At 72.8% G+C, this 23,122-nt stretch carries 21 protein-coding genes and 2 rRNA genes; 4 read left to right on the top strand and 19 right to left on the bottom strand.

The window, feature by feature from the left end:
• Nucleotides 1-5: 5 nt before the first annotated feature.
• Complete coding sequence (gene dapD / locus ACWEMJ_RS01380; RefSeq protein ID WP_452134865.1) at nt 6-1,004, top strand: 2,3,4,5-tetrahydropyridine-2,6-dicarboxylate N-succinyltransferase; 999 nt, start codon at nt 6-8, stop codon at nt 1,002-1,004.
• 211 nt (nt 1,005-1,215) lie between these two features.
• Here dapD and ACWEMJ_RS01375 read toward each other — a convergent pair whose 3' ends face one another.
• The 9 genes from ACWEMJ_RS01375 to ACWEMJ_RS01335 all read right to left on the bottom strand — a co-directional run bounded on the left by ACWEMJ_RS01375 (nt 1,216) and on the right by ACWEMJ_RS01335 (nt 11,853).
• Entirely contained in the window at nt 1,216-2,172 is a 957-nt protein-coding gene (locus ACWEMJ_RS01375; protein ID WP_452134864.1) for a DUF6099 family protein, read from the bottom strand.
• A gap of 182 nt (nt 2,173-2,354) precedes the next feature.
• On the bottom strand, nt 2,355-2,681 hold the full coding sequence (locus tag ACWEMJ_RS01370; protein ID WP_452134863.1) for a nucleotide pyrophosphohydrolase: 327 nt from the start codon (nt 2,679-2,681) through the stop codon (nt 2,355-2,357).
• Nucleotides 2,678-4,030, bottom strand: a complete 1,353-nt coding sequence (locus tag ACWEMJ_RS01365; protein WP_452134862.1) for an AAA family ATPase — start codon at nt 4,028-4,030, stop codon at nt 2,678-2,680. The genes ACWEMJ_RS01370 and ACWEMJ_RS01365 overlap by 4 nt, the downstream gene beginning before the upstream one ends.
• Before the next feature lie 97 nt (nt 4,031-4,127).
• Nucleotides 4,128-4,958 (bottom strand): putative RNA methyltransferase, encoded by an 831-nt coding sequence (locus tag ACWEMJ_RS01360; RefSeq protein WP_452134861.1) that lies wholly within the window; start codon nt 4,956-4,958, stop codon nt 4,128-4,130.
• 115 nt (nt 4,959-5,073) lie between these two features.
• A complete protein-coding gene (locus tag ACWEMJ_RS01355; RefSeq protein WP_452134860.1) occupies nt 5,074-5,487 on the bottom strand; it encodes a fic family toxin-antitoxin system, toxin component in 414 nt (137 codons plus the stop codon).
• Nucleotides 5,484-5,720: a toxin-antitoxin system HicB family antitoxin gene (locus ACWEMJ_RS01350; protein ID WP_035862820.1), complete on the bottom strand. Its 237-nt coding sequence runs from the start codon at nt 5,718-5,720 to the stop codon at nt 5,484-5,486. Before ACWEMJ_RS01350 ends, ACWEMJ_RS01355 begins: the two co-directional genes overlap by 4 nt.
• A 147-nt stretch (nt 5,721-5,867) precedes the next feature.
• Nucleotides 5,868-7,808: a TerD family protein gene (locus ACWEMJ_RS01345; protein ID WP_452134859.1), complete on the bottom strand. Its 1,941-nt coding sequence runs from the start codon at nt 7,806-7,808 to the stop codon at nt 5,868-5,870.
• 179 nt (nt 7,809-7,987) lie between these two features.
• On the bottom strand, nt 7,988-9,307 hold the full coding sequence (locus ACWEMJ_RS01340) for a class I SAM-dependent RNA methyltransferase (RefSeq protein WP_452135007.1): 1,320 nt from the start codon (nt 9,305-9,307) through the stop codon (nt 7,988-7,990).
• 494 nt (nt 9,308-9,801) lie between these two features.
• Entirely contained in the window at nt 9,802-11,853 is a 2,052-nt protein-coding gene (locus tag ACWEMJ_RS01335; protein ID WP_452134858.1) for an APC family permease, read from the bottom strand.
• A gap of 246 nt (nt 11,854-12,099) precedes the next feature.
• Here ACWEMJ_RS01335 and ACWEMJ_RS01330 point away from each other — a divergent pair, with 246 nt between their 5' ends.
• Together ACWEMJ_RS01330 and ACWEMJ_RS01325 are read left to right on the top strand one after the other, a co-directional pair.
• On the top strand, nt 12,100-12,768 hold the full coding sequence (locus ACWEMJ_RS01330) for a potassium channel family protein (protein ID WP_452134857.1): 669 nt from the start codon (nt 12,100-12,102) through the stop codon (nt 12,766-12,768).
• Nucleotides 12,768-13,424 carry a potassium channel family protein gene (locus ACWEMJ_RS01325; RefSeq protein ID WP_452134856.1) on the top strand — a complete coding sequence of 219 codons (657 nt, stop codon included), beginning with the start codon at nt 12,768-12,770 and terminating at the stop codon, nt 13,422-13,424. Before ACWEMJ_RS01330 ends, ACWEMJ_RS01325 begins: the two co-directional genes overlap by 1 nt.
• A gap of 61 nt (nt 13,425-13,485) precedes the next feature.
• On the opposite strand, the gene ACWEMJ_RS01320 is transcribed toward ACWEMJ_RS01325, so the two are convergent.
• The 4 genes from ACWEMJ_RS01320 to ACWEMJ_RS01305 form a co-directional block, all read right to left on the bottom strand.
• Nucleotides 13,486-14,202 carry a DUF3159 domain-containing protein gene (locus tag ACWEMJ_RS01320; protein WP_452134855.1) on the bottom strand — a complete coding sequence of 239 codons (717 nt, stop codon included), beginning with the start codon at nt 14,200-14,202 and terminating at the stop codon, nt 13,486-13,488.
• Nucleotides 14,199-14,609: an OB-fold nucleic acid binding domain-containing protein gene (locus tag ACWEMJ_RS01315; protein ID WP_073812423.1), complete on the bottom strand. Its 411-nt coding sequence runs from the start codon at nt 14,607-14,609 to the stop codon at nt 14,199-14,201. Before ACWEMJ_RS01315 ends, ACWEMJ_RS01320 begins: the two co-directional genes overlap by 4 nt.
• A gap of 65 nt (nt 14,610-14,674) precedes the next feature.
• Entirely contained in the window at nt 14,675-15,355 is a 681-nt protein-coding gene (locus ACWEMJ_RS01310) for a response regulator (protein ID WP_452134854.1), read from the bottom strand.
• Nucleotides 15,352-17,955, bottom strand: coding sequence for an ATP-binding protein (locus tag ACWEMJ_RS01305; protein ID WP_452134853.1), 2,604 nt, complete (start codon nt 17,953-17,955; stop codon nt 15,352-15,354). The genes ACWEMJ_RS01310 and ACWEMJ_RS01305 overlap by 4 nt, the downstream gene beginning before the upstream one ends.
• A gap of 133 nt (nt 17,956-18,088) precedes the next feature.
• On the opposite strand from ACWEMJ_RS01305, the gene ACWEMJ_RS01300 reads away from it, so the two are divergent.
• The gene (locus ACWEMJ_RS01300; RefSeq protein WP_452134852.1) at nt 18,089-18,916 is read left to right on the top strand and encodes a patatin-like phospholipase family protein; all 828 of its coding nucleotides are present in this window, start codon (nt 18,089-18,091) and stop codon (nt 18,914-18,916) included.
• Nucleotides 18,917-18,935: 19 nt separating this feature from the next.
• On the opposite strand, the gene ACWEMJ_RS01295 is transcribed toward ACWEMJ_RS01300, so the two are convergent.
• From ACWEMJ_RS01295 to ACWEMJ_RS01270, 6 genes are all read right to left on the bottom strand, one after another.
• Complete coding sequence (locus ACWEMJ_RS01295; protein ID WP_452135006.1) at nt 18,936-19,601, bottom strand: ABC transporter ATP-binding protein; 666 nt, start codon at nt 19,599-19,601, stop codon at nt 18,936-18,938.
• An 8-nt stretch (nt 19,602-19,609) separates the two neighbouring features.
• The gene (locus ACWEMJ_RS01290; RefSeq protein ID WP_452135005.1) at nt 19,610-20,515 is read right to left on the bottom strand and encodes an ABC transporter ATP-binding protein; all 906 of its coding nucleotides are present in this window, start codon (nt 20,513-20,515) and stop codon (nt 19,610-19,612) included.
• 372 nt (nt 20,516-20,887) lie between these two features.
• On the bottom strand, nt 20,888-22,018 hold the full coding sequence (locus ACWEMJ_RS01285) for a hypothetical protein (RefSeq protein WP_452134851.1): 1,131 nt from the start codon (nt 22,016-22,018) through the stop codon (nt 20,888-20,890).
• Nucleotides 22,011-22,721, bottom strand: coding sequence for a SigE family RNA polymerase sigma factor (locus ACWEMJ_RS01280; RefSeq protein WP_452134850.1), 711 nt, complete (start codon nt 22,719-22,721; stop codon nt 22,011-22,013). Before ACWEMJ_RS01280 ends, ACWEMJ_RS01285 begins: the two co-directional genes overlap by 8 nt.
• A 117-nt stretch (nt 22,722-22,838) precedes the next feature.
• A 5S ribosomal RNA gene (rrf, locus tag ACWEMJ_RS01275) occupies nt 22,839-22,955 on the bottom strand.
• A gap of 74 nt (nt 22,956-23,029) precedes the next feature.
• Nucleotides 23,030-23,122: ribosomal RNA gene (locus ACWEMJ_RS01270) — 23S ribosomal RNA — on the bottom strand; the annotation flags it as partial.

The following is a 23,122-nucleotide window of genomic DNA, read 5'->3' as shown; positions in this document are numbered from 1 at the left end:
TTAACGTGCGGGATGTGACTGCAGAGACCTCCACTTCCACGAACGGTGCGGTGGCCGCCGGCCTGGCGACCATCGCCGCCGACGGCACCGTCCTCGACACCTGGTTCCCCGCGCCCGAGTTGGCCGCCGCCCCCGGCCCGTCCGGCACTGTCCGGCTGAGCGCCGAGGAGGCCGAGCGGGAGATCGGCCCGGGCGCCTCCGAGGCGCTGCGCGCCGACGCGCGGCGCGGCGTCGAGGTGGTGGCGGTGCGCACCGTGATCTCCTCCCTGGACGAGAAGCCGCTGGACGCGCACGACGTCTACCTGCGACTGCACCTGCTCTCCTCCCGCCTGGTGAAGCCGCACGGCCAGAACCTGGACGGCGTCTTCGGCCTGCTGGCGAACGTCGCCTGGACGTCGATCGGCCCGGTGCCGGTGGGCAACGTGGAGCAGGCCCGGCTGGCGGTGCGTGCCCAGGGCGGGCAGCTCGCCGTGTACGGCATCGACAAGTTCCCGCGGATGACCGACTACGTGGCGCCGAGCGGGGTGCGCATCGCGCACGCCGACCGCGTCCGCCTCGGTGCGCACCTGGCCGAGGGCACCACCGTGATGCACGAGGGCTTCGTCAACTTCAACGCCGGCACCCTGGGCACCTCGATGGTCGAGGGCCGGATCAGCGCGGGCGTGGTGGTCGGCGACCACAGCGACATCGGCGGCGGCGCCTCGATCATGGGCACGCTGTCCGGTGGCGGCAAGCAGGTCGTCTCGGTGGGCGAGCGCTGCCTGCTGGGCGCCAACGCGGGCATCGGCATCTCGCTGGGCAACGACTGCGTGGTGGAGGCCGGCCTGTACGTCACCGCCGGCACCCGGGTCACCGCCCCGGACGGCACGGTGGCGAAGGCCGTGGACCTGTCCGGCCAGGACAACCTGCTGTTCCGGCGCAACTCGCAGTCCGGCGCGGTCGAGGTGATCGCCCGCAGCGGTTCGTGGGGCGGCCTGAACGCGGATCTGCACTCGCACAACTGATCTCCTTCCGAGGTGACCGTTCGGCAGCCGCGTCGTGCCGAACGACGACGGAGCCTCCCCGCTCGGCGCTGTAGCCGAGCGGGGGCCGGGCTCGCAAACTCGGCTCACCCCTGGGGCTGACCGGGCACCGCGGTTGGACCGCTACGGGTGGTCCGGGGTGACCGCGTGCGCAGGGGGCTCGTTGGACCGGCGGCGTCGACCCCCCGGCGCTTCACCCCGCACCACCGAGCTGAAGGGGCCCCCTCATGTCCGAGCCCTGGACCGAGCCGCCCACCACGGGCACCCCCACGGGCGGCGCGCCCGTCACCACCAAGTCGCTGCTGGAGCAGATGCAGGAGCTGCTCGCCGCGATCAACACCGACCTGGCCGGACTCGACTCCGACCTGCGGGACACCGCACCCGCACCCCGGAGCGAGCCGGACGACTCGGCCCGCGACTGAGCGCACGCCACCGGGACCGGCGGGCCCAGCGGGACCACGAGCCTCGGCTCCTCCCGCCGGGCCCCGCCCGGCACCGCGCTCCCTCCCTCCGCCGCCTCCGGTGGCGCGCCTGCGTCCTCCGACGGCGTTTCCAGGCCCTCCACCGGCGTTCCCTCGTCCGGCGAGGGCGTTCCCGCGCCCTCGGGTGACGCCGGGTCGGCCGCCGTCACCCGCTGCTGCTCGCGCAGCAGCTCGGCGACCAGATCCCGGCATTCGGAGCTCGCGTCGAGCCCGTCGACGCACGTCCAGTACAGGCTTTCGGTCTCCGCGCCGCAGGCCAGCACCACCAGGCTCTCGGCGGCCTCCGCCAGCAGCCCGGCAAGCTCCGTCAGGACGGGCTCCAGCTCGCCGAGCTCGGTGAGCCGCGACACCAGCCCCGGCCCGGACCAGCCGCCGACCCCGCCGGCCGCCCCGCCGGCCGCAGGCCCGCGCAGCACGCCGCCCAGGACCTCGCCGAGCCCGTCGGGGCCCCGGTCGGACGGTTGTCTCAGGCAGTTCGCGGTGTGCCCGCCGGCCTCCGCGAGCAGCTGCCCGAGAGTGGCCGACTCCTCGCCGTCGTGGTCGGCGATCCGCGCCCCGACGGCCTCGGTGAGCAGCCCGGACTGCCAGGCCCGGTGCAGGATGTCGCCCGCCTCCACGGCCTCGGCCATGCCCTGCCGGACGGTCTTGATCAGTCGCAGTGCGTCCACGGTGCGCGCTCCCTCGGTCGCCGCCGCCGTCGTTCGGCGGTCGGTCAGGGGTTCAGCGTGCCGCCCTCGGCCGCGCGGTCCCAGCGCATTCGCCGCGCCTGTGGAAAACCCCGCCCTGTGGACAACCCGGGTCCCCCGCAGGAGGGAAAACCGGATGATTTCCCCTCCCGTCGGGAACAACCTCACGCTGCCGGGAACCGGCTCTCGTTGCGCTCGATCTTCTCCGCCAGCGCCCGCAGCGGGTCCACCTCCAGCACGGTGCACAGCTGCAACAGGTAGGCCAGCACGTCGGCGACCTCGTCCCGGACCCGGTGCGCCGTGTCCGCCTCGGCCATCACCGCGCCGGCCTGCTCGGGCGTCAACCACTGGAAGATCTCCAGCAGTTCACCGGCCTCGACGCTCAGCGCCGAGGCCAGGTTCTTCGGGGTGTGGAACGGCTGCCAGTTCCGGGCGGCCGCGAACTCGGCCAGTCGCCGCTGGAGTTCGGGCACCGTCAGATCGTCATTCATTCCCCCAGGTCTACCACTGCGGCCTCGTCGCGCGCGGCGCCCTGGACGGGCACCCGGGCGGCGGGTTCGCTGCGGCGCAGCAGGCTGCGGCCGGTGGCCGGATCGCGCCGGCACTCGACGAGTTCGACGCCGTCCAGGCCGAGCGCGGGCCCGGGCTCCTGCAGGGTGGCGAGCAGCCGGATGTCGCCCTTGCCGGTGACTTCGCGGGCCAGCCGCAGCAGCGTGGCGACCTGCTCGGCGGCCAGGCCCGCCCCGAGGTCCTCGGCGAGGAGGACCAACTGCCGGTGCGCGTCCGGCACTTCGGCGGCCGGGTCGACGTCGATGACGTCCGCGCCGGTGAGCAGCACGGCGGCGAAGGCGAGCAGCCGCAGCATCCCGTCGGAGGCCTGGTCGGCGCCAGTGCGGCCGAGCACGCCCTCGTCGAAGACGGCGATCATCGGCTGGTGCGCGCCCTCGCCGCGCCGGGCAACGTCCAGGCCGAGCAGCGGGTGCGGTGCGGCGGCCTGGACGGTGCGCAGCAGGCGGGCCCAGCGGCGCTGGCACTCGTGCTTGAGTCGGCCGAGGACGGCGGAGATGTTGGCGGCGGTGCCGAGCAGCCGGGCCTGCGGTTCGGGTCGGGCCCAGCCGCGCATCGCGGCGGGCACCGGGTGCAGGACGAACACCTCGCGGAGCGCGGTGAGCAGCTGTTCGGAGGCGGCCACCACCTTGCGTTCGCCGTTGGACGATCCGGCCACCCTGAGCGGCAGTTGGGCGGTGATCAGGCTGCTGCTGGACAGCGGTGCGCGGATGTCGCCCTGCCGGGAGTCGTTGTGCCAGGTGACGTTGACCCGGCCGCGGGCGAGGTCCTGTTCGCCGGTCTCCATCAGGGTCCGGCCGTCCAGGGTGAGCCATTCGCGGGCGATCCGGACGCGTTCGTCGGTGCGCACCACCACTTCGAGCCGGACCTGCCCGACGCCGGTGCGGACGGTGCATCCCAGGATGATGGCGTTGCGGCCGTGCGGGACGCAGCCGATCAGCCCGCCGCGGACGGGGACGGCGAGCGGGCCGCCGATGCCGCCGATGCCGTCCAGCGAGGGTCTGATCTCCTCGCCGTGGGCGAGCCGGGAGAGCACGCCGAGCGCGTCCAGTGCGTTGGACTTGCCCGCCCCGGACGGGCCGTGCAGGACGGTCAGCGGCGACAGCGGCAGGGTGGCGCGCCGGTAGGACTTGAAGGACGTCAGCCGCAGTTCCTCGACGGTCGGGCGCTTCACCAGGGGCGCGGACTCCGCGGGCGGGCGCCGGCCCGGTTGGACGGAGGAACGCTCGGGTGAGCCGAGCGCGGGCGGGGCCAAGGGGGCTTCGCTGGTCACCCCGAGCACTTTAGGCCCGCAGTGAGCTGGAGAAACGTCTCTCCTGACGGCCTTTCACCCCTTCGAGTCCCAACCGTCGCCCGGCCCCGACGGCATGTCACTCGTACGCGGTGATCCGCACCGATCCGGTGACCTCCACGGGCTCCGGCAGCCCGTCCAGCGCGGCGGCCAGCGCGGCCCGGTCGGTGTGCCAGGCGCTCGGGCCCATCCCGACCACCGCGGCGGCGTCCGCCCGCGACAGCCGCAGCGTGAACTCCACCTCCGTGCGCCCCACCGGCGCGAACCACGGGCCGAGCTTCTCCTCGATCCGCCGGTCCTTGTCCTCGTCCACCGACAGCAGGCCCAGCGCACCCACCAGTTCCCGCAGGTGGCGGGAGGTCGGCGCGGCCACCAGCAGCCGGCCGCCGGGGCGCAGCACCCGCCGCATCTCCGGGCCGTTGCGCGGCGCGAAGACGTTCAGCAGCACGTCCGCCGCGGCGTCCCGCAGCGGGAGCGGGCGCCACGCGTCGCACACCACCGCGCCAATCCTCGGGTGCGCCTTCGCGGCCCGCCGCAGCGCGTACTTCGACAGGTCGAGGGCGGCGCCGGCCGCGCCGGGCCGCGCCTGGAGCACCCGCGCCAGGTAGTGGCCGGTGCCCGCGCCCAGGTCGGCCACCAGGCCGGTGTCCGCCGCGACCTCGGCGGCCGCCCCGGCCAGCGCCTCCTCCAGCGGCCGGTAGTGGCCCGCCGCCAGGAACTCGCCGCGGGCGGCGACCATCTCCGCGGTGTCGGCGGTGCCCGCCTTCGCGTCGCCGGCCAGCAGGCTGACGTAGCCCTGCCGGGCCTGGTCGAAGCTGTGGCCCTGCGCACAGCGCAGGGTGCGGCCGTCCAGGGTCAGTGGGCGGGCGCAGTGCGGGCAGACCAGGTAGGGCTCGATGTCCTGCAGCAACTCGGTCGCATCCTCGCGGGATCGTCAGGGGCCGGGGGAACGTCGAGGGTATCCCGGCTGGGGACGCCTCGTCGCTCTCCCGGCCCCTGACCTGCGGATCGACCGTGCCGACGGCTCACTCGTCGCCGTCGTCGCCGACCTCTTCCTCCTCCGACTCGTCCACCACCCACATGGCCAGCCGCTCCGCCACGCCCGTGATGCCGAGCTTGCCCTCCCGGATCGCCCGGGCCAGGCTGCGCACCTCCCGCGCGGTGGTCGCCACCCGGCAGCCGCTGGCCACCAGGTACGCGTAGGCCACGGCGGTGGCGAACAGCTCGTTGTTGCGCTCCAGCGCCGGAACCCGGATCAGCTGGTGCATCAGCGCCGCCGCCCGGTCCTGCGGCTCCGGGTAGACGGCGATGTCGAAGATCTCGGCCTGGTGCCTGGTGATCGCCGCGAGCAGCGATCCGTAGTCGGTGACCTGCGGGTCACCGGGCGTGTACTGCTCGGCGGTCATGAGCAGCCACGAGAGGTCGACCTCAAGTTTCAACGGCGCACGTCCTGGAGTTCGCTCGGCGACCCGAACTCGGCGAGGAACGCCGCCTCGTGCTCCTTCATGAACTGCGCCGCGGCATCCACGAAGTTGCGCCCCGCCTCGCCCATGTCCTGCTGCACCAGGCGCTCGATGTACTGGTTCATGCTGATCCCCTGCTGTTCGGCCCGCTCGCGGGCCATCTCGGCGGTGGTCGCATCCACCCTGACGTTCAGCTGCTTCTTGGCCATACTTCACGCTAGCGCCGAGGTGCTAGCACAACAAGGGCGCAAACCGGCCGCACCCCCACTCCCCCAACCCTGTCCGCCCACGCCCCCGCGAAAACCGGGCACGGCACCGAGGTCCCACGCGGGCTGCACTGCGGCCGAAGTCGGTGCCTACTCGGCGGGCTTCAGCACTCGGACGACCTCGTTCAGGAAGCGGTCGACCACGGCGTCCACGCTGCGGATGAACCCGGTCTCCTCCGTGCCGCGCCTGGTACCCATGCCGGAGGCCAGGGTCAGCCGGAACCGGTGGATCTCCGTGCCGTCCGTGGGCACCAGCAGACCGGGCTCGACCCGCAGGGCACGCAGCAGTTCGCACGGCCCTGGTCCGCCGTCCGCAGCGAGTACCTCGATGCGCAGTTCTGCGGGCGAGTCGGCAAGCTGCCGCAGCAGCCACTGGACCCTGGTCAGCGCCCGGGACCGCTCGGGGGCGGCCACCTCGACTGCGGTCTCGATCCGGCCCGTTCGCAGGTCGGCCTCCAGCGTGATCGGGCCGGGCTGACCGGGAATCGCCAGCTCGGCCCGCATCTGCCCGCTCGCCGCCAGCTCCTCGACCGCCTGGGCCCGGCGCACCGCCGGCTCAGTGCGCCGCTTGCCGCGCAGCACCGGAGAGACGGGTACGCCGAGTTCGCCGCCCAGACGCAGGCAGAGCTGGCGGGTGAGGCGCTCCCAGTTCTCCACCACCCGCAGGGCGTTGCGGTCTCCGGGCCGCAGGGTGCCCTCGGAGATCGCGTTGCGGACCGTCACCCAGGTCGGGCCCATGTTCTGGAAGCCGTGGCAACCGGAGTTCTCGTGCCGCAGGTAGTGCAGGAACTCGCTCAGCAACCAGGCATGCGCCGGGTTCACCACCCCGTCGTGGTGGCACAGCAGGTGCGCCTCGTGAGCCACCTCCGCCCAGGACACGTGCCGCAGCGCGACCTTCCGGGCCCGCCGCCGGTCCACCGTCACCGGCGGTTCGCCGTCCAACGCGAGATCGTTGGAGAGCGTGATGACCGTCTCGTACCCGTGCCGCTGGGCGACGTCCAGATATGCCTGGACCTGCTCGGACTTCAACGGACTGCCGCCGGTCTTGGTCTCCACCAGAGCAGTCCAGATCTTCCCGGCCCGGCTCACCCGGATCGTGCCGTCGGGGCGGACCGTGCCATCGCCGTGTTTGAAGCTGGTCTCGGTGAAGGTCTGCACGACGCCGGCGGGCGCACTGAACATCGCGGTGATCCGCCGGCCGAATTCGGGCACCTCGGCCATCACCGACAGCAGGGTGGCGGTGGCCCGGTTCTCCCGGTCCAGCTCGTTCTTCAGACCCGCGACGGAGAACAATCGGGCGTGCCGCCAGGACGGATGGTCGGCCAGGTCGACCTTGACCGCCTTCGGCAGGGTCACCCGCTTCTTGGCGGTGCGCACCGCGCGCTTCGGAGCGGCCGCCGGCTCCGGCGCCCGGTCGGCCGTCGCGGCCTCGGCGACAGCTGAGGGTTCCGGCTCCTCGGCAGCCGTCACCTCCTCGGTCTCCTCACCCTGGTCGACACTGATCCCGAAGTCACCGGCGAGGCCGCCGAGGCCGGAGCGGTAGCCCTGGCCGACGGCCCGGAACTTCCACTCGCCGGCGCGCCGGTACAGCTCGCCGAAGACGAACGCGGTCTCCTCCCCCGCGTCGGGAATGTCGAAGCACACCAGCGTCTCGCCACTGCCGTCCAGCAGCGCGAGTCGGAGTTCGGCCAGGTCGCCGAAGGTGGCCCCGGCGTAGCGGCTGGCCGCCAGCACTGCCCGGTGCACGTCGGCGGGCAGCGCGCCGAGGTCGAGCAGGATCCGGTCCTGGGAACCGCTGCCGGTAGGCGCCTTGCCCAGCAGCTGCACCGAACCGTCGGGCGTGGCCGGGCAGTTGTAGAAGAGAAAGTCGGCGTCCTCGCGCACCTTCCCGTCCTCGCCGAGCAGCAGCACCGAAACGTCGGCGTCTCCAGTGCCGGTGGGATCGGACCAGCTCAGGGCCACCGTGACCGGCCCGGGCTCCCCACCCTCGGCGAACAGTGCGACATTGGCACCCTTGGTCAGCTGATGCACGGCCTCCCCCTCCGGAGTACGACGATCGGCATGTGTGCAGCGTCACATGCCTCCCACGTTCCGAGGATGGTACTCCCACCGGATCTTCACGCCATCCCCCCGAGCGAAATGGCCGGTCCCGGAAACGCCGGACGGGCGCGGGAGAGGAACTCCCGCGCCCGTCCGAGTGGTTGGGCCGGTCAGTCGCGGTCGGCGACCGGCTCCAGGATGGCCACGCACTCGAAGTGGTGGGTCATCGGGAAGAGGTCGAACGCGCGCAGCGAGACCGGGCGGTAGCCGCCCTCGCGGAAGAAGGCGAGGTCGCGGGCGAGGGCGGCGGGGTCGCAGGCGACGTAGGCGATGCGGCGGGCGGCGAGCGAGCAGAGGTGGGCGACGGTGTCGCGGCCGGCGCCGGCCCGCGGGGGGTCGAGGACGATCAGGTCGGTGGAGGTGATGCCGGTGCGGGGCAGCAGGGTCTCGACCTTGTCGCACTCGATCCGGACGTTCTCCAGCGCGGCAAGGTTGTGCCGGGCGTCGATCACGGCCTGCTTGCCGGATTCGATGCCGAGCACCGCGCCGTCCTCGCCGACCCGCTCGGCGAGCGCGCCGGCGAACAGGCCGACGCCGCAGTACAGGTCGAGGGCGTTCTCGCCCCACTGCGGGTCGAGGCCGGCCAGCACGGCGTCGACCAGGGTGTCGGGGGCCTCGGGGTGGATCTGCCAGAAGCCGCCGTTGGAGACCCGCCAGGTGCGGCCGGCGGCGCGCTCGCGGACGAAGGTGCGGCCGTGGACGCGGTGGAAGAGGTCCTGCTCGTCGATCCGGGCGATCGAGGTCTCCCGGTCGAGTTCGACCAGCGGCAGCTGCTCGCCGGGCCGCGGCCGCAGGATCACCTGCCGGTCCGAGGAGCCGGACGCGGCGATCGCCTCGACCGCGGCGACGCCGGTCCAGTCGCGGGACTCGATGCCGAGCTCGGTGACGCCGGGCGCGGCGATCAGGCAGCGGTCGATCGGCTGGATGTCGTGCGAGCGGTGCTTGCGCAGGCCGACGGTGCCCTCCTCGTCGACGGCGTACTGGACGCGGGTGCGCCAGGCCGGGACCTCGCCCGCCTGGAGCTTGCCGCCGATCGGCTCGACCGAGCCGTCCCAGCGGGCCTCCTCGGGGGTGAGGCCGGCCAGCTTGGCGAGCTGCTCGGTGAGCACCGCGCCCTTGAGCTTGCGCTGCCCGCCGGGGGTGACGTGCTGCCAGTCGCAGCCGCCGCACTTGCCGGGGCCGGCGAACGGGCAGGGGGCCTCGATCCGCTCCTTGGCGGGCTCCAGCACCTCCACCGCGTCGGCCCGCAGGAAGCGGGAGGTGGTGGTGCCGTCGGTGACCTGCGCGATCACCCGCTCGCCGGGCAGCGCGTGCCGGACGAACAGCACCCGGCCCTCGTGCCGGGCCACGCAGTGCCCGCCGTGCGCGACCGGCCCGACCTCGACCTCGTAGCGCTCGCCGACCAGCGGGTCCCCGGACGGCTGCCGCATCGCCGGCTGGGCGGGCCGCAGCGCCTTCGGCGCCCGCACCGCACCGGGCTTGCGCCCCTGCCGGTCGGCCTTCTTCGCCCGCGGGCCCTCGCCCTTCGCGTCCTTCGCCGCCTTGGCCGTCTTCGCCGCCTTGGCCGTCTTCGCCGGCTTGGCCGCCTTCACGGGCACCGGCCGCTCCTCGGCGGGTCGCCGCTCCCCCGGCACCGGCGGCAGGCTGCGGGCGGTGTTGCCCTCGCGGTCGGTGGCCTCCGGCCGGGCGGGCCGGCTGCTCCAGCGCGGGTGCGCCACCTGCCCGGGCTTGGCGCCGGACGTGCGGCCGGGGCGGCCCTGGCGACCGGAGGAGCGGGGCGGGTTGTTGCGGGTCACGGGGAGCTTCCTTACGCGATACGGACGGCAGAGGTCGGACGGTGGAGAACACGGCGGCCCGCGGCGGACCGGGAAGGTCCGCCACGGGCCCGTTGAAGGCCATCGGGAGGCCGGACGGGCTGCGCCGCTCAGTCGCGCGGCGCGGCGTCGTCCTGGCCGACCCGGGACTCCCCGGGAGCCTGCCCGCGTCGCGGACGGGGCTCACCGCGGCGCACCGCGCCGGGCGCGGACCACGCCTTGGGCGCCTTGCGCCGCTCCGAGGACTCCAACTGCCAGGGTACGGATGTCACCATCACACCGGGCTTGAACAGCAGTCGTCCCTTGAGCCGCAGCGCGCTCTGGTTGTGCAGCAGGTGCTCGTACCAGTGGCCGACCACGTACTCGGGGATGTAGACCGCGACCACGTCGCGCGGGCTGTCGCGGCGCAGGTTCTTCACGTACTCGAGGACCGGGCCGGTGATCTCCCGGTACGGCGAGTCGAGGACCTTCAGCGGCACGTCGATGCCGCGCTCGTCCCACTCCTTGCGGAGCGCCGCGGTGTCGACCGGGTCGACGTTGACGGTGACGGCCTCCAGGGCGTGCGCCCGGGACAGCTGGGCGTACGCGAGGGCGCGCAGCGCGGGCTTGTGCAGCTTGGAGACCAGCACGATGGCGTGCACCCGGGTCGGCGGGGCGACGTCGGCGGGCTCCTCGGCGGCCGTCAGCTCGGAGTTGACGCTGTCGTAGTGGCGGCGGATCGCCTTCATCATCACGAACAGCACCACCATCAGCGCGATCGCGATCCAGGCGTGGCCGATCTTGGTGGCGAGCACCACGATCAGCACGGCCATGGTCATCACCAGGCCGAAGGTGTTGATCGCCCGGCTGCGCTGCATGCGGGCGCGCTTCTTCGGGTCGGTCTCGGTCCTCAGCAGCCGCGTCCAGTGCCGGATCATGCCGGACTGGCTCATGTTGAACGCCACGAAGACGCCGACGATGTACAGCTGGATCAGCCGGTTCGGGTCGGCGCCGAACGCCACGATGAACAGGATCGCCGCGCCGGCCAGCAGCACGATGCCGTTGGAGAACGCCAGCCGGTCGCCGCGGGTGTGCAGCTGCCGCGGCAGGTAGCGGTCCTGGGCGAGGATCGAGCCGAGCACCGGGAAGCCGTTGAACGCGGTGTTCGCGGCCAGCACCAGGATCAGGCCGGTGGTGCCCGCGACGAAGTAGAAGCCCGGGGTGAAGTTGGAGAACACCGCCTCGGAGATCTGCGCGAGGACGGTCTTCTGGTGGTAGTCCGCGGGCGCGCCGATCAGCTGCTCGGCGGGGTTCTCGGCCATCTGCGTGCCGGTCAGGTGGGCCAGGTAGATGATGCCCATGAACATCGTGACGGCGATGCTCGCCATCATCAGCAGCGTGGTCGCCGCGTTCTTGCTCTTCGGCTTGCGGAACGCCGGCACGCCGTTGGAGATCGCCTCCACACCGGTCAGCGCGGCACAGCCGGAGGAGAACGCCTTCAGCAGCAGGAAGACCAGCGCGAACCCGGCCAGCCCGCCGTTCCCGGGCGTCGCCTCCAGGTGGTACGCCGAACTCTCCGCGGGCAGCTCCGCGCCGAACCCGAAGTGCCGCACCAGGCCGTAGACCACCATGCCGAGCACGCCCACCATGAACGCGTACGTCGGCACCGCGAACGCGGAGCCGGACTCGCGCACGCCGCGCAGGTTCATGCCCATCAGCAGGATGACCAGGAACACCGACAGCGCCATCTCGTGCCCGCGCAGCGCCGGCACCGCCGACACCACGTTGGCCACGCCCGAGGTGGTGGACACCGCCACGGTGAGGATGTAGTCGACCATCAGCGCACTGGCCACCACCAGGCCGGAGTTCGACCCGTGGTTGACGGTCGCGACCTCGTAGTCGCCGCCGCCGCTGGGGTACGCGTGCACGTTCTGCCGGTACGAGGCGACCACCGCGAGCATCACGACGGCGACCACGACACCGATCTGCCAGGAGAAGTGGATCGCCCCGGCCCCGGCCAGCGACAGCGTGAGCAGGATCTCCTCGGGCGCGTACGCCACGGAGGAGAGCGCGTCCGAGGCGAACACCGGCAGCGCGATCCGCTTGGGGAGCAGCGTCTCCCCCAGCTTGTCGCTGCGCAGCGCACGCCCGATCAGGATGCGTTTCGGTAGGTCAGCAGGCATAGGCACAGCAAGGAATCGTAAGGGCTCGCGGTGGCACTCGATGCCTCGCGGGGCCACCTTGGTCGAGACTGTGTTCGGCGGACCGGCTAGCGTGTCGGATTAAGGGTTCGCGGGCACCACCTGGTTGCCCCCTCGCGTCGGATCACAGGCGCGACCGACAAGTCGCCCCCGCAATCGGGTGCACGGAAGGACGATGAGCGGTGTTTACGCAGGTCATAACCCCAACGGAACGGCTGAGGTAGTCGCGTGCACATCGTCATCATGGGCTGCGGGCGCGTGGGCTCCGCCCTCGCCAGAACGCTTGAGAAACAAGGTCACTCGGTCGCGGTGATCGACCAGGACCCGACCGCCTTCCGCCGGCTCGGCGCGGGCTTCAACGGGCGCCGGGTCACCGGCGTCGGCTTCGACCAGGACACCCTGAAGGAAGCCGGCATCGAGGAGGCGGGCGCCTTCGCCGCCGTCTCCAGCGGCGACAACTCGAACATCATCGCGGCCCGGGTGGCCCGCGAGAACTTCGGCGTCGAGCACGTCGCGGCCCGCATCTACGACCCGCGCCGCGCCGAGGTCTACCAGCGCCTGGGCATCCCGACGGTCGCCACCGTCCGCTGGACCGCCGACCAGATGCTGCGCCGGCTGCTGCCCAGCGGCGCCGAGCCGGTCTGGCAGGACCCGTCGGGCGCCGTGCAGCTCGCCGAGGTGGCGTTCGCCCCCGCCTGGATCGGCCACCGCCTGTCCGAGCTGGAGGCCGCCGCCGGGGTCCGGGTGGCGTTCGTCACCCGGGTCGGCGAGGGCGTGCTGCCCACCCCGCAGATGGTCGTCCAGGAGGGCGACCTGGTCCATGTGATGCTGCGCCGCAACGAACTGACCGCGGTCGAGGCGGCCTTCGCCAAGGGCCCCGAGGAGGCTGGTCACTGATGCGCGTCGCCATCGCCGGAGCCGGTGCCGTCGGCCGTTCCATCGCCGGAGAGCTGCTGGAGAACGGCCACGAGGTCCTGCTGATCGACAAGAACCCGAACTCCATCTCGGTGGAGCGGGTCCCGCTGGCGGAGTGGCTGCTCGCCGACGCCTGCGAGATCACCTCGCTGGACGAGGCCGCCCTGCAGCGCTGCCACGTGGTGATCGCCGCCACCGGTGACGACAAGGTCAACCTGGTCGTCTCGCTGCTCGCCAAGACCGAGTACGGGGTGCCCCGGGTGGTCGCCCGGGTGAACAACCCGAAGAACGAGTGGCTGTACAACGAGTCGTGGGGCGTGGACGTCGCCGTCTCCACCCCGCGGCTGATGTCGGCGCTGGTCGAGGAGGCCGTCAGCGTCGGCGACCTGGTCCGGCTGATGCGCTTCTCGCAGGGCAACGCCAACCTGGTCGAGCTCACCCTGGCCGCCGACACCAACCTGGTCGGCACCCGGGTCGCGGACGTCGCGTGGCCGGTGGACACCGCGCTGGTCACCATCATCCGGGCTGGCCGGGTGCTGGTGCCCGGCGGCAGCGACACCCTGGAGGCCGGCGACGAGCTGCTGTTCGTCGCCGCGCAGGAGCGCGAGGAGGAGCTGGAGACGCTGCTGGCCGGCTGATCCGCCCCGCGGTACGACGGAGGGCCCGCGCGGTGCGCGGGCCCTCCGTCATGCGTACGGGTTACTCCTGCTCGTCCTCCGGCAGCTCCGCCTTGATCGGCGGCGGCGCCTTCAGCAGGATCTGCCAGGTCACGTACATCGCCAGCAGCAGCGGCGGAATGCCGAGCGCGACCTTGAGCCAGCCCAGCAGGTTGACGTTGTGGGTGAAGTACAGCGGGAACAGGATCAGCGGCTTGAGGCCCATGATCAGCACCCAGGCCCAGGTCGCCCGGGTGTAGGCGGCCAGCCGGCCCGGGTTCTGCTTGCGCCAGGTGAACATCTCGCCGGTGATCGGGCCCAGCATCAGTCCGATCATCGGCCAGCGCACCAGGGCGGAGACCGCCAGTGCCACGCAGTAGCCGACGTTCCACAGCAGGCCGGGCAGGTAGAAGTCCTCGGCCTTGCCGGTCTTCATCGAGATCCAGGCGCCGATCGCCACTCCGAACACGCCGGAGAAGGCGTGCTGGATGGTCTCCCGGCGCGCCAGCCGGACCACCACGAACACCGCGCACAGGGCCAGCGCCGACCAGGCGGCCACCGGCACCTTGTGGGTGATGTTGAAGGCGATGATGAACACCAGGCCGGGCAGCGTCATGTCGACCATGCCGCGGACGCCGCCGAAGGCCTTCAACACCGTCTCGGCCGCCTCCTTGGAGGCGTCCCGCTCGTACGCACCGTTCTGCTCGTCGCCCTGCGGGTCGTGCGCGGTCACTCGGATCGCCTCGGCCTCGTTGCTCACGCGGACTCGCTCCCGTGTCCCACCGGACGCAGCTCGTAGCGGGGGTTGAAGAGCACGCGGCGCCCGCGTGCGTGGCCGATCCGGCCGCTGGCGATCAAACGGCGGCCCGGCTCGATTCCCACGATCGAGCGACGGCCCAGCCACACCACGTCCAGCGCCTCCGTGCCGTCGAACAGCTCGGCCTCCAACGCGGGCACACCCGCGCGGGGGCGGAGCGTGACGGTCCGCAGCGTGCCTGCCACGGTGACGATCTCGCGGTCGCCGCAGGCGGCGATCGGGGTGCAGCCCGCCTCGGCGGTGTCCTGCCGCAGTTCCTGGGCGGCCAGCTCCTCCGAGGAGGACGTCAGCCGGCTCAGCATGCGGCGGAAACGGCCCTGCGGCTGGTCGCCGATGTTGTCACCACTCATGCCGGAAGGGTACCGGTTCACCGCCTCCCGGCGGCAGAGCTCCGGCCGCGCCGGTCACGTCCCGGTCACGGCTCGAAGCGGTAGCCCATGCCGGGTTCGGTGATGAAGTGCCGGGGGTGCGACGGGTCGGCCTCCAGCTTGCGGCGCAGCTGCGCCAGGTAGACCCGCAGGTAGTTGGTCTCCTTGCGGTAGGCCGGCCCCCACACCTCCTGCAGCAGCTGGGTCTGGCTGACCAGCCGCCCGGAGTTGCGGACCAGCACCTCCAGCAGGTGCCATTCGGTGGGGGTGAGCCGGACGTCGGCGCCCTGACGGTTGACCTTCTTGGCGGCCAGGTCGACGGTGAACGAGTCGGTGGCGACCACCGGCTCGCCCTCGGCGCTGACCGGCTCGGCGCGGCGGACCGCGGCGCGCATCCGGGCCAGCAGCTCGTCCATGCCGAAGGGCTTGGTGACGTAGTCGTCGGCGCCGGCGTCCAGCGCCTCCACCTTCTCGTCGGAGGCGTGCCGGGCGGACAGCACGATGATCGGCACCCGGGTCCAGCCGCGCAGGCCGCGGATCACCTCCACGCCGTCCATGTCGGGCAGGCCGAGGTCGAGCACCACCACGTCGGGATGGCGGGCGGCGGCCAGCTCCAGGGCGCTCGCGCCGTCGTGGGCGGAGTCCACCTCGTACTTGCGGGCCTTGAGGTTGATCACCAGGGCGCGGACGATCTGCGGTTCGTCGTCCACCACCAGGACCCGGGTCATGCGGGACCGGCCTTTCCGTTGTCGGTGCGGTCGTGACCGCGGTCGCTGCGGTCCTCTTCGTCGTCGGTGCGGTCGTGCAGGTCGACGGCGGGCAGCGAGACCACCATGGTCAGCCCGCCGCCGGGGGTGTCCTCGGCGGTGACGGCGCCGCCCATCGCCTCGGCGAAGCCGCGGGCAACGGCGAGTCCGAGGCCGACGCCGGTGCCGCGCGGGGCGTCGCCGTAGCGCTGGAACGGGGCGAAGATCCGCTCCCGGGCCTCCTCGGGGACGCCCGGGCCGCGGTCCACGATGCGCAGTTCGACCCGGCCGTCGCGCGGCAGCAGGTCGGCCTTGACCAGCACCTGGCTGTCGGGCGGGCCGTACTTGACGGCGTTCTCCACCAGGTTGGCCAGCACCCGCTCCAGCAGTCCGGCGTCGGCGCGCACCATCGGCAGCGACTCGGCCACGTCGAGGCGGACGCTGCCGGGCGGGACGCCGCCGAGCACGAACGGCACCACCTCGTCCAGGTCGGTGGGCTGGAGCAGCGGGGTGACGGTGCCGGTCTGCAGGCGGCTCATGTCCAGCAGGTTGTTGATCAGATGATCGAGGCGGTCGGCACCGGACTCGATCCCGGCCAGCAGCTCGGCCTCGTCCTCCGGGTCCCATTCGACGTCCTCGGCGCGCAGCGAGGTGACAGCGGCCTTGATCCCGGCCAGCGGGGTGCGCAGGTCGTGCGAGACGGCGGCCAGCAGCGCGGTGCGGATCCGGTTGCCCTCGGCCTCGCGGCGGGCGGCGGCGGCCTCCCCGGCCAGCCGGCGGCGTTCCAGCAGCACGGCGGCCTGGTTGGCGAACGCGCCGAGCATCCGCCGGTCCGCGGCGGGCAGCACCCGGCCGCGCAGCACCAGGGCGAGGCGTTCGCCGACCGGCACGTCCACGTCCGCCTGCTCGGGACCGGCCGGCGGTCGTGGGCCGGCCGAGGCGGCGACATGCCAGGCGGCGTGCGGGTCGGCGCGTTCGACCAGGGCCACGGCCTCCTGCTGGAAGGTCTCCCGGACCTGCTCCAGCAGCGCCGTCAGCACCCCTTCGCCGCTGGGCGCGCCGCGCAGCACGGTGCCGGCCAGCGCGGACATGGTCTGCGCCTCGGTCTGGGCGCGGGCCGCCTGGTGGCTGCGCCGGGCGGCCAGGTCGACCACGGTGGCGACCGCGATGCCGACCGCCGCGAAGATCCCCACCGCCAGGATGTTCTGCGGCTCGGCGATGGTGAAGGTGTGAATGGGGGGCGCGAAGTAGTAGTTGAGCGCCGAGGAGGAGACCAGCGCGGAGGCTATCGCCGGGAACAGTCCGCCGACCAGCGCCGCGCACACCGTCAGCGACAGGAACAGCAGCATGTCGGTGGACAGCCCCTGCCCGTGGAACCGGCTCAGCACCAGCGCCAGCAGCGGCGGACCGGCCACGCCGATCAGCCAGCCCGCCACCGTCCGGGTCCGGCCCAGGTCGGTGACCTTGCGGATCGGGATCCGGCCCCGGCCGCGCGCCGCGTGCTCGTGGTTGACCATGTGGACGTCGATGTCCCCGGAGTCCCGGGCCACCGTGAGGCCGACGCCCGGCCCGTACACGTACTGCCAGACCTTGCGGCGGCTGGTGCCGATCACGATCTGGGTGGCGTTGACGCCGCGCGCGAAGTCCAGCAGGCCGGCCGCCGGATCGTCGCCGAGCACCGAGTGGAAGCTGCCGCCGAGGCTCTCCACCAGCGCGCGCTGCTCGATCAGCGTCTGCGGCGAGGAGCCCGACAGGCCGTCGGAGCGCGAGATGTGCACCGCCAGCAGTTCGCCGGCGCTGGCCCGGGCCGCGATCCGGGCGGCGCGGCGGATCAGCGTGGCGCCCTCCGGCCCTCCGGTCAGACCGACCACGATCCGCTCGCGGGCCTGCCAGGTGCCCTGGATGCCCTGCTCGGCCCGGTAGCGCTGGAGGTACTCGTCGACCCGGTCGGCCGTCCACAGCAGCGCCAGTTCGCGCAGCGCCGTCAGGTTGCCGAGCCGGAAGTAGTGGGCGAGCGCCGCGTCCACCTTCTCCGGCGCGTACACGTTGCCGTGCGCCAGCCGGCGGCGCAGCGCCTGCGGCGACATGTCGACCAGCTCGATCTGGTCGGCCCGCCGCACCACCTCGTCCGGGACGGTCTCCCGCTGGCGGACACCGGTGATGCCCTCGACCACGTCGCCGAGCGACTCCAGGTGCTGGATGTTGACGGTGGAGATGACGTCGATCCCGGCCGCGAGCAGTTCCTCGACGTCCTGCCAGCGCTTGGCGTTGCGCGAACCGGGGACATTGGTGTGGGCGAGCTCGTCGACCAGCGCGACCGCCGGGTCGCGCGCCAGCACCGCGTCCAGGTCGAGTTCGGTGAACTCCGCTCCCCGGTGGGTCATGGCGCGGCGCGGGACGCTCTCCAGTCCGTCGAGCAGTTCGGCGGTGCGGGCCCGCCCGTGGGTCTCGACGAAGCCGACCACCACGTCGGCGCCGCGGTCGATCCTGCGGTGCGCCTCGGCGAGCATGGCGTACGTCTTACCGACGCCCGGGGCCGCCCCGAGGTAGATCCGCAGTCGGCCGCGGCCCGTGTGCACCATGCCCCCGAGATTAAGCCCTGCAATCGGAATATCCGCTGATCAGACTGTCTCGGCCGAATAATTGTCAACTTCTTGACGGCCGTTGAGCCAGAATGCCGAACGCATCGATCAACTCGACCAGGGGGCACCCACCATGCGCGGACTCGTACTCGGCGGCGGCGGCCTCGCCGGAATCTCCTGGACCACCGGACTGCTCCACGGCCTCGCCGAGACCGGCCTCGACGTCCCCGACACCGCCGACCACATCCTCGGCACCTCCGCCGGCGCCACCGTCGCCGGCCAACTCGCCTCCGGCCTCCCGCTCGCCGAGCTCTACCGGCGGCAGACCGAACCCGCCCTGCAGAACCCCGAGATCGTCCCGCCCGCCGACCGCCTCACCACGTTCCTCGAAACGTGGAACGCCCTGCTCGCCGAAATCACCGACCCCGCCGAACTGCGCCGCCACGTCGGCCGCCTCGCCCTGGACGCCGAGACCGTCCCCGCCGCCGAACGGCGCGCCGTCGTCGCGGGCCGCCTCCCCGCCCACGACTGGCCCGACCGGCCGCTCACCCTCACCGCCGTCGACGCCGAGACCGGCGAACTCCGCACCTTCGACCGCCGCAGTGGCGTCCCCCTGGTCGACGCCGTCACCGCCAGCTGCGCCATCCCCGGCATCTGGCCCACCGTCGAGATCGACGGCCACCGCTACATGGACGGCGGCATCCGCAGCACCACCAACGCCGACCTGATGACCGGCCGACAGGCCGTCCTGATCGTCGCCCCCATGACCGACCTCCACCTCGACACCGAGCTGGAGACCCTGCGGGCCACCGGCGCCGTCCTCGCCGTCACCCCCGACGAGGACGCACTCGCCGCCTTCGGCGCCAACCCGTTGGACACCGCCGTCCGCACCCCCGCCGCCGAAGCCGGCCGGGCCCAGGCCCGGCGGATCGCCCACCAGGTCCGCGAACTCTGGGCCTGACCCTCCCGGCCGCCTGCGGCTACTCGACGATCCTGCCGTCCCGCAGCTCCAGCACCCGGTCCGCCAGGTCCATCAGCTGCGGGTCGTGCGTCGCCACCAGCGCCGTCACGCCCTCGCTGCGCACCACCGCCCGCAGCAGCTCCATGATCGCCAGGCCGGTGTCCGAGTCCAGCTGCCCGGTCGGCTCGTCCGCGATCAACAGCGCCGGCTCGTTCGCCAACGCCCGCGCCACCGCCACCCGTTGCTGCTGACCACCCGACATCTCGGTCGGCCGCTGCGCCGCGTGGTCGGCCAGGCCCACCATCGCCAGCAGCGTCCGCACCCGCTCCTCGCGCTCCTTCACCGCCACCCGGCGCAGGCGCATCGGCACCCCGACGTTCTCCGCCGCCGTCAACACCGAGATCAACCCGAACGACTGGAACACGAACCCGATCCGGTCGCGCCGCAACGCCAGCCGGCCCGCCTCGTCCAGGCCCGACAGGTCCATCCCCGCGATGCTGATCCGGCCCTGCGACGGCGAGTCCAGCCCGCCCACCAGGTTCAGCAGCGTCGTCTTGCCCGAACCCGAACGGCCCCGCAGCGCCGTCAACTCCCCGGCCTTCGCCGTGAACGACACCCCGCGCACCGCGTGCACCGCCCGGTCGCCCGAGCCGAACGTCCGGTGCACGTCCTCCACGACCACCATCGCGCCGCTCACCCGCGCACCTCCGACCCCTCCGCGCGCCACACCCCGATGTGGTCCTCCTCCAGCGCCAGCCGCACCCGGCGGCTCAGCCCCAACGCCTCCGTGAAGTCCTGCGGCAACTGCAGCCGACCCACCCGGTCCAGCACCGCGTACTCCACGCCCGGCTCGCCACGCTCCGGACGCAGCACCTCCGTGGAGGTCCGCCCGTTGCGGATCCGCACGGTGCGCCGAACCTCCTGGGCCACCATCAGGTCATGGGTGACGATCAGCACCGTCACCCCCAACTCCTCGTTCACCGACCGCAGCGCCGCGAAGATCTCCTCGCTGGTCGCGCTGTCCAGCTCGCCGGTCGGCTCGTCCGCCAGCAGCAGCGCCGGCGAGTTCGCGTTCGCCACCGCGATCGCCACCCGCTGCTGCTCGCCGCCCGACATCTCCCCCTGCCGACGCGCCGCCAGGTGCCCGATCCCCAGCATCCCCAACAGGTCCATCGCCAGGCGGTGCCGGTCGCGCCGCGGCACCGCCGCGTACGCCATCGGCAGCATCACGTTCTCCACCGCCGTCAGGTACGGCAGCAGGTTCCGCGCCGTCTGCTGCCAGACGAAGCCCACCGTCCGGCGCCGGAACGCCAACCGCTCCTTCTTGCCCATCGCCAACAGGTCGTGCCCCGCCACCCGGGCACTGCCCGCCGTCGGCACGTCCAGCCCCGCCAGGATCCCCAGCAGCGTCGACTTGCCCGAACCGGACGCACCCACCACCGCGATCAACTCGCCGTCCTCGACCGTCAGATCGAGACCCTGCAGGGCCTGCACCTCGACGCCCTCGGAGCGGTGGATCCGCACCAGGTTCTCGCACACCACCATGCCCTCGGCCGGCGGCGGACCCGCCGCGGCCGCCCGCCGACGCAACTCCGCCAACCCCGCGGGCTCCGGTACGACCGACACCCCCACCGCCTCAGCCCCCACCGCGTTCCCCTCCGGCCGCCGAACCAACGGCTCACCACGGCCTGTGCTCCGGCCCGACGCCTCGTCCCTCACGGATGCCCGGCCGGGCAGCCGGGGCAGTCCCCTGTTCTGCCCCGACCAACCCGACCGGGCGTTCCCCCGCAGGCCACCACCCCGATCGGCAGCGGCCTCACCACACCAACGCGGCCCGAAGCAGACCGGTTGCACCGCACTGCGGACTTTTTTCGAAACCCTCCGGACGCCGGCGCGCCGCGCCCGCTTCGGGTGCGCGCAACGATGCCGACCACCGCGCCCCGGACACACCCGGGGCTCGCTCCGCAGGCCTCAGCCGGTGGCTCGCAACTGCAGGAACTCCTGCGCCGCCGCCCGGAACGGGTCCGACAGCCCTGCGGCAGGCGACACCCCGCGCCCGCCCCGCCGTACCGTCAACACCGCCACCGAGGTGCCGCTGACGTGCACGACCAGCTCCTCCGCGAACACCACCGGCTGGCGCACCCCCAACGCCACCACGGCGCCGACCTGCTGCTCCACCCTCCAATTCCCCGCACTCACGCACTCCCCGCCCCGCATCAGCCGGGTCGCCTGCTGCCCCGCCGCCGCGGGCGAGCCGAACCGCATCACCACCTGCTGGGCCGACGCCTCCGGGTGGACCGGGTCGATGTACCGCTGCCCCCACAGCAGTTCGGCCCCCGAGGTACGGATCAGCCTCGACACGCAGCCGTCCGCGAACCCGTCGCCGTACCCGTCCGGACCAGCGCTCCCGGTCCCGCCGGCGGCCGCCGGGCTGTCGGGCGTGCCTCGGGTCGGTCCGGTCGAATCCGCGAACGGTGAGGCGCCGCCTGCAAGCCGGTCGGGGCTGTCGGGGGAGCTGGTGGAGGTGCTGTTGGTAGGGCTGTTGGCGGGAGCCGCGGTGGGAGAAAGTCCCAGCGACGCCGAGGCCGACGGCCCGGCCGACGTCTCGTCCATCACCGACACCGCCGTCCACGGGCCGTAACTGCCCAGCACGCTCGGCATCCGTGACACATCCAGCACCAGGGCCCGCGCCTCCGCATCGGCCCACTCCAGCGGCGGCCACTCCACCACCCCGCCCACCGACGGCAACAACGGGAACCGCGGCTCCGGCCAGGGCAGCGCCACGTCCGGCCCGGTCGCACCGGCCGTCGGAGGCACCGGGTACGCCGCCATCCCGTGCCCGCGCCCCGCCGACAGCGGCAACACCGTCGCCGCCGACCACAGCACCGCGACGCCCAACACCCCCGCCACCGCCACCGCACCAGCCCGGTACCGCGCCCGCCGCACCCCCCGACGCACCATCTCCGCACTCGGCGGCACCGGCACGGCCAGCACCACCTCGCGCCGCAACCCGTCGAACATCGCCTCCAACCGGGCCGCCCCGATCGCCGGAAGCTCCTCCGTCCCCACCGTCTCCACCGCCTCAGCCTCGGGTTCAGACATGGGAACCCCAGTCCTCCGCCACCCGATCCCCCGTCAACCGCACCGTCACCGCCCGCTCCCCGCCGCCGCCGGCCTCCGCCAACTCCTGTTCGCCCGCTGTGCGTTCACCCGTCGTACGCTCACCCGCGGCAGCCGCCGGAACCTGCCGCAGCGGCGCGACCACCGGTTCCTCCACGACCGCCGCCGGCTCTTCCCCCAACAGCGCCGCCAATGCCTGCCGCCCTCGATGCAACCGCGCTTTGACCGTCCCCACCGGCACCCCTTCGTCCGCGGCGATCTCCGCCACCGAACGACCCCCCATGTGGTGCCACACCAACGCCGACCGCTGCGCCTCCGGCAACTGCCGCAGCGCCTCCACCAGCGCCACCGTCTCGGGCCCCGGCCCCGGAACCGGCAGATTCGCGTCCCCGTGCCGGATCCAGCTCTGCAACGCCGTCCGCGCCCGCCGCCACCGACTGATCGCAATCCGCTGCCCCGTCAGCCGCACCCAGGCCACCGGATTCTCGTGCGACACCAGCCGCCCCCAGTGGTTCCACGCCCGTACGAACGCCTCCTGGGCAGCATCCTGCGCCTCACCCAGATCGCCCGTCAGCGCATACAGGTGCGCCACCAGCTGACCGTACGCGGCCTCGTAGAACACCCGAAAGTCGTCGCCGCCCCGACCGACTCTTCCGCCGGCCCCCTCGCCCTGCTCCACGACCATGACGCCACAGTGTGCCGTGCACCGAACCACCCGGCAACAGGCCCGGGGTGCCCGTCCGGCCCGGAAACGCGAAAAAGCCCCCCGCCAGAAATGGCGGGGGGCTTTCCCTGAATAATTGTTCGGCGGCGTCCTACTCTCCCACAGGGTCCCCCCTGCAGTACCATCGGCGCTGTGAGGCTTAGCTTCCGGGTTCGGAATGTAACCGGGCGTTTCCCTCACGCTATGACCACCGAAACACTATGAAACTGTCGCCACCCGCACGAAGCGGGGGTCGTTGTTTCAGAACAACACAGTGGACGCGAGCAACTGAGGACAAGCCCTCGGCCTATTAGTACCGGTCAACTCCACCCCTCACAGGGCTTCCATATCCGGCCTATCAACCCAGTCGTCTACTGGGAGCC

Source organism: Kitasatospora sp. NPDC004531 (genome assembly GCF_053602195.1).
This window is presented reverse-complemented; position numbering and strand designations above follow the sequence as displayed.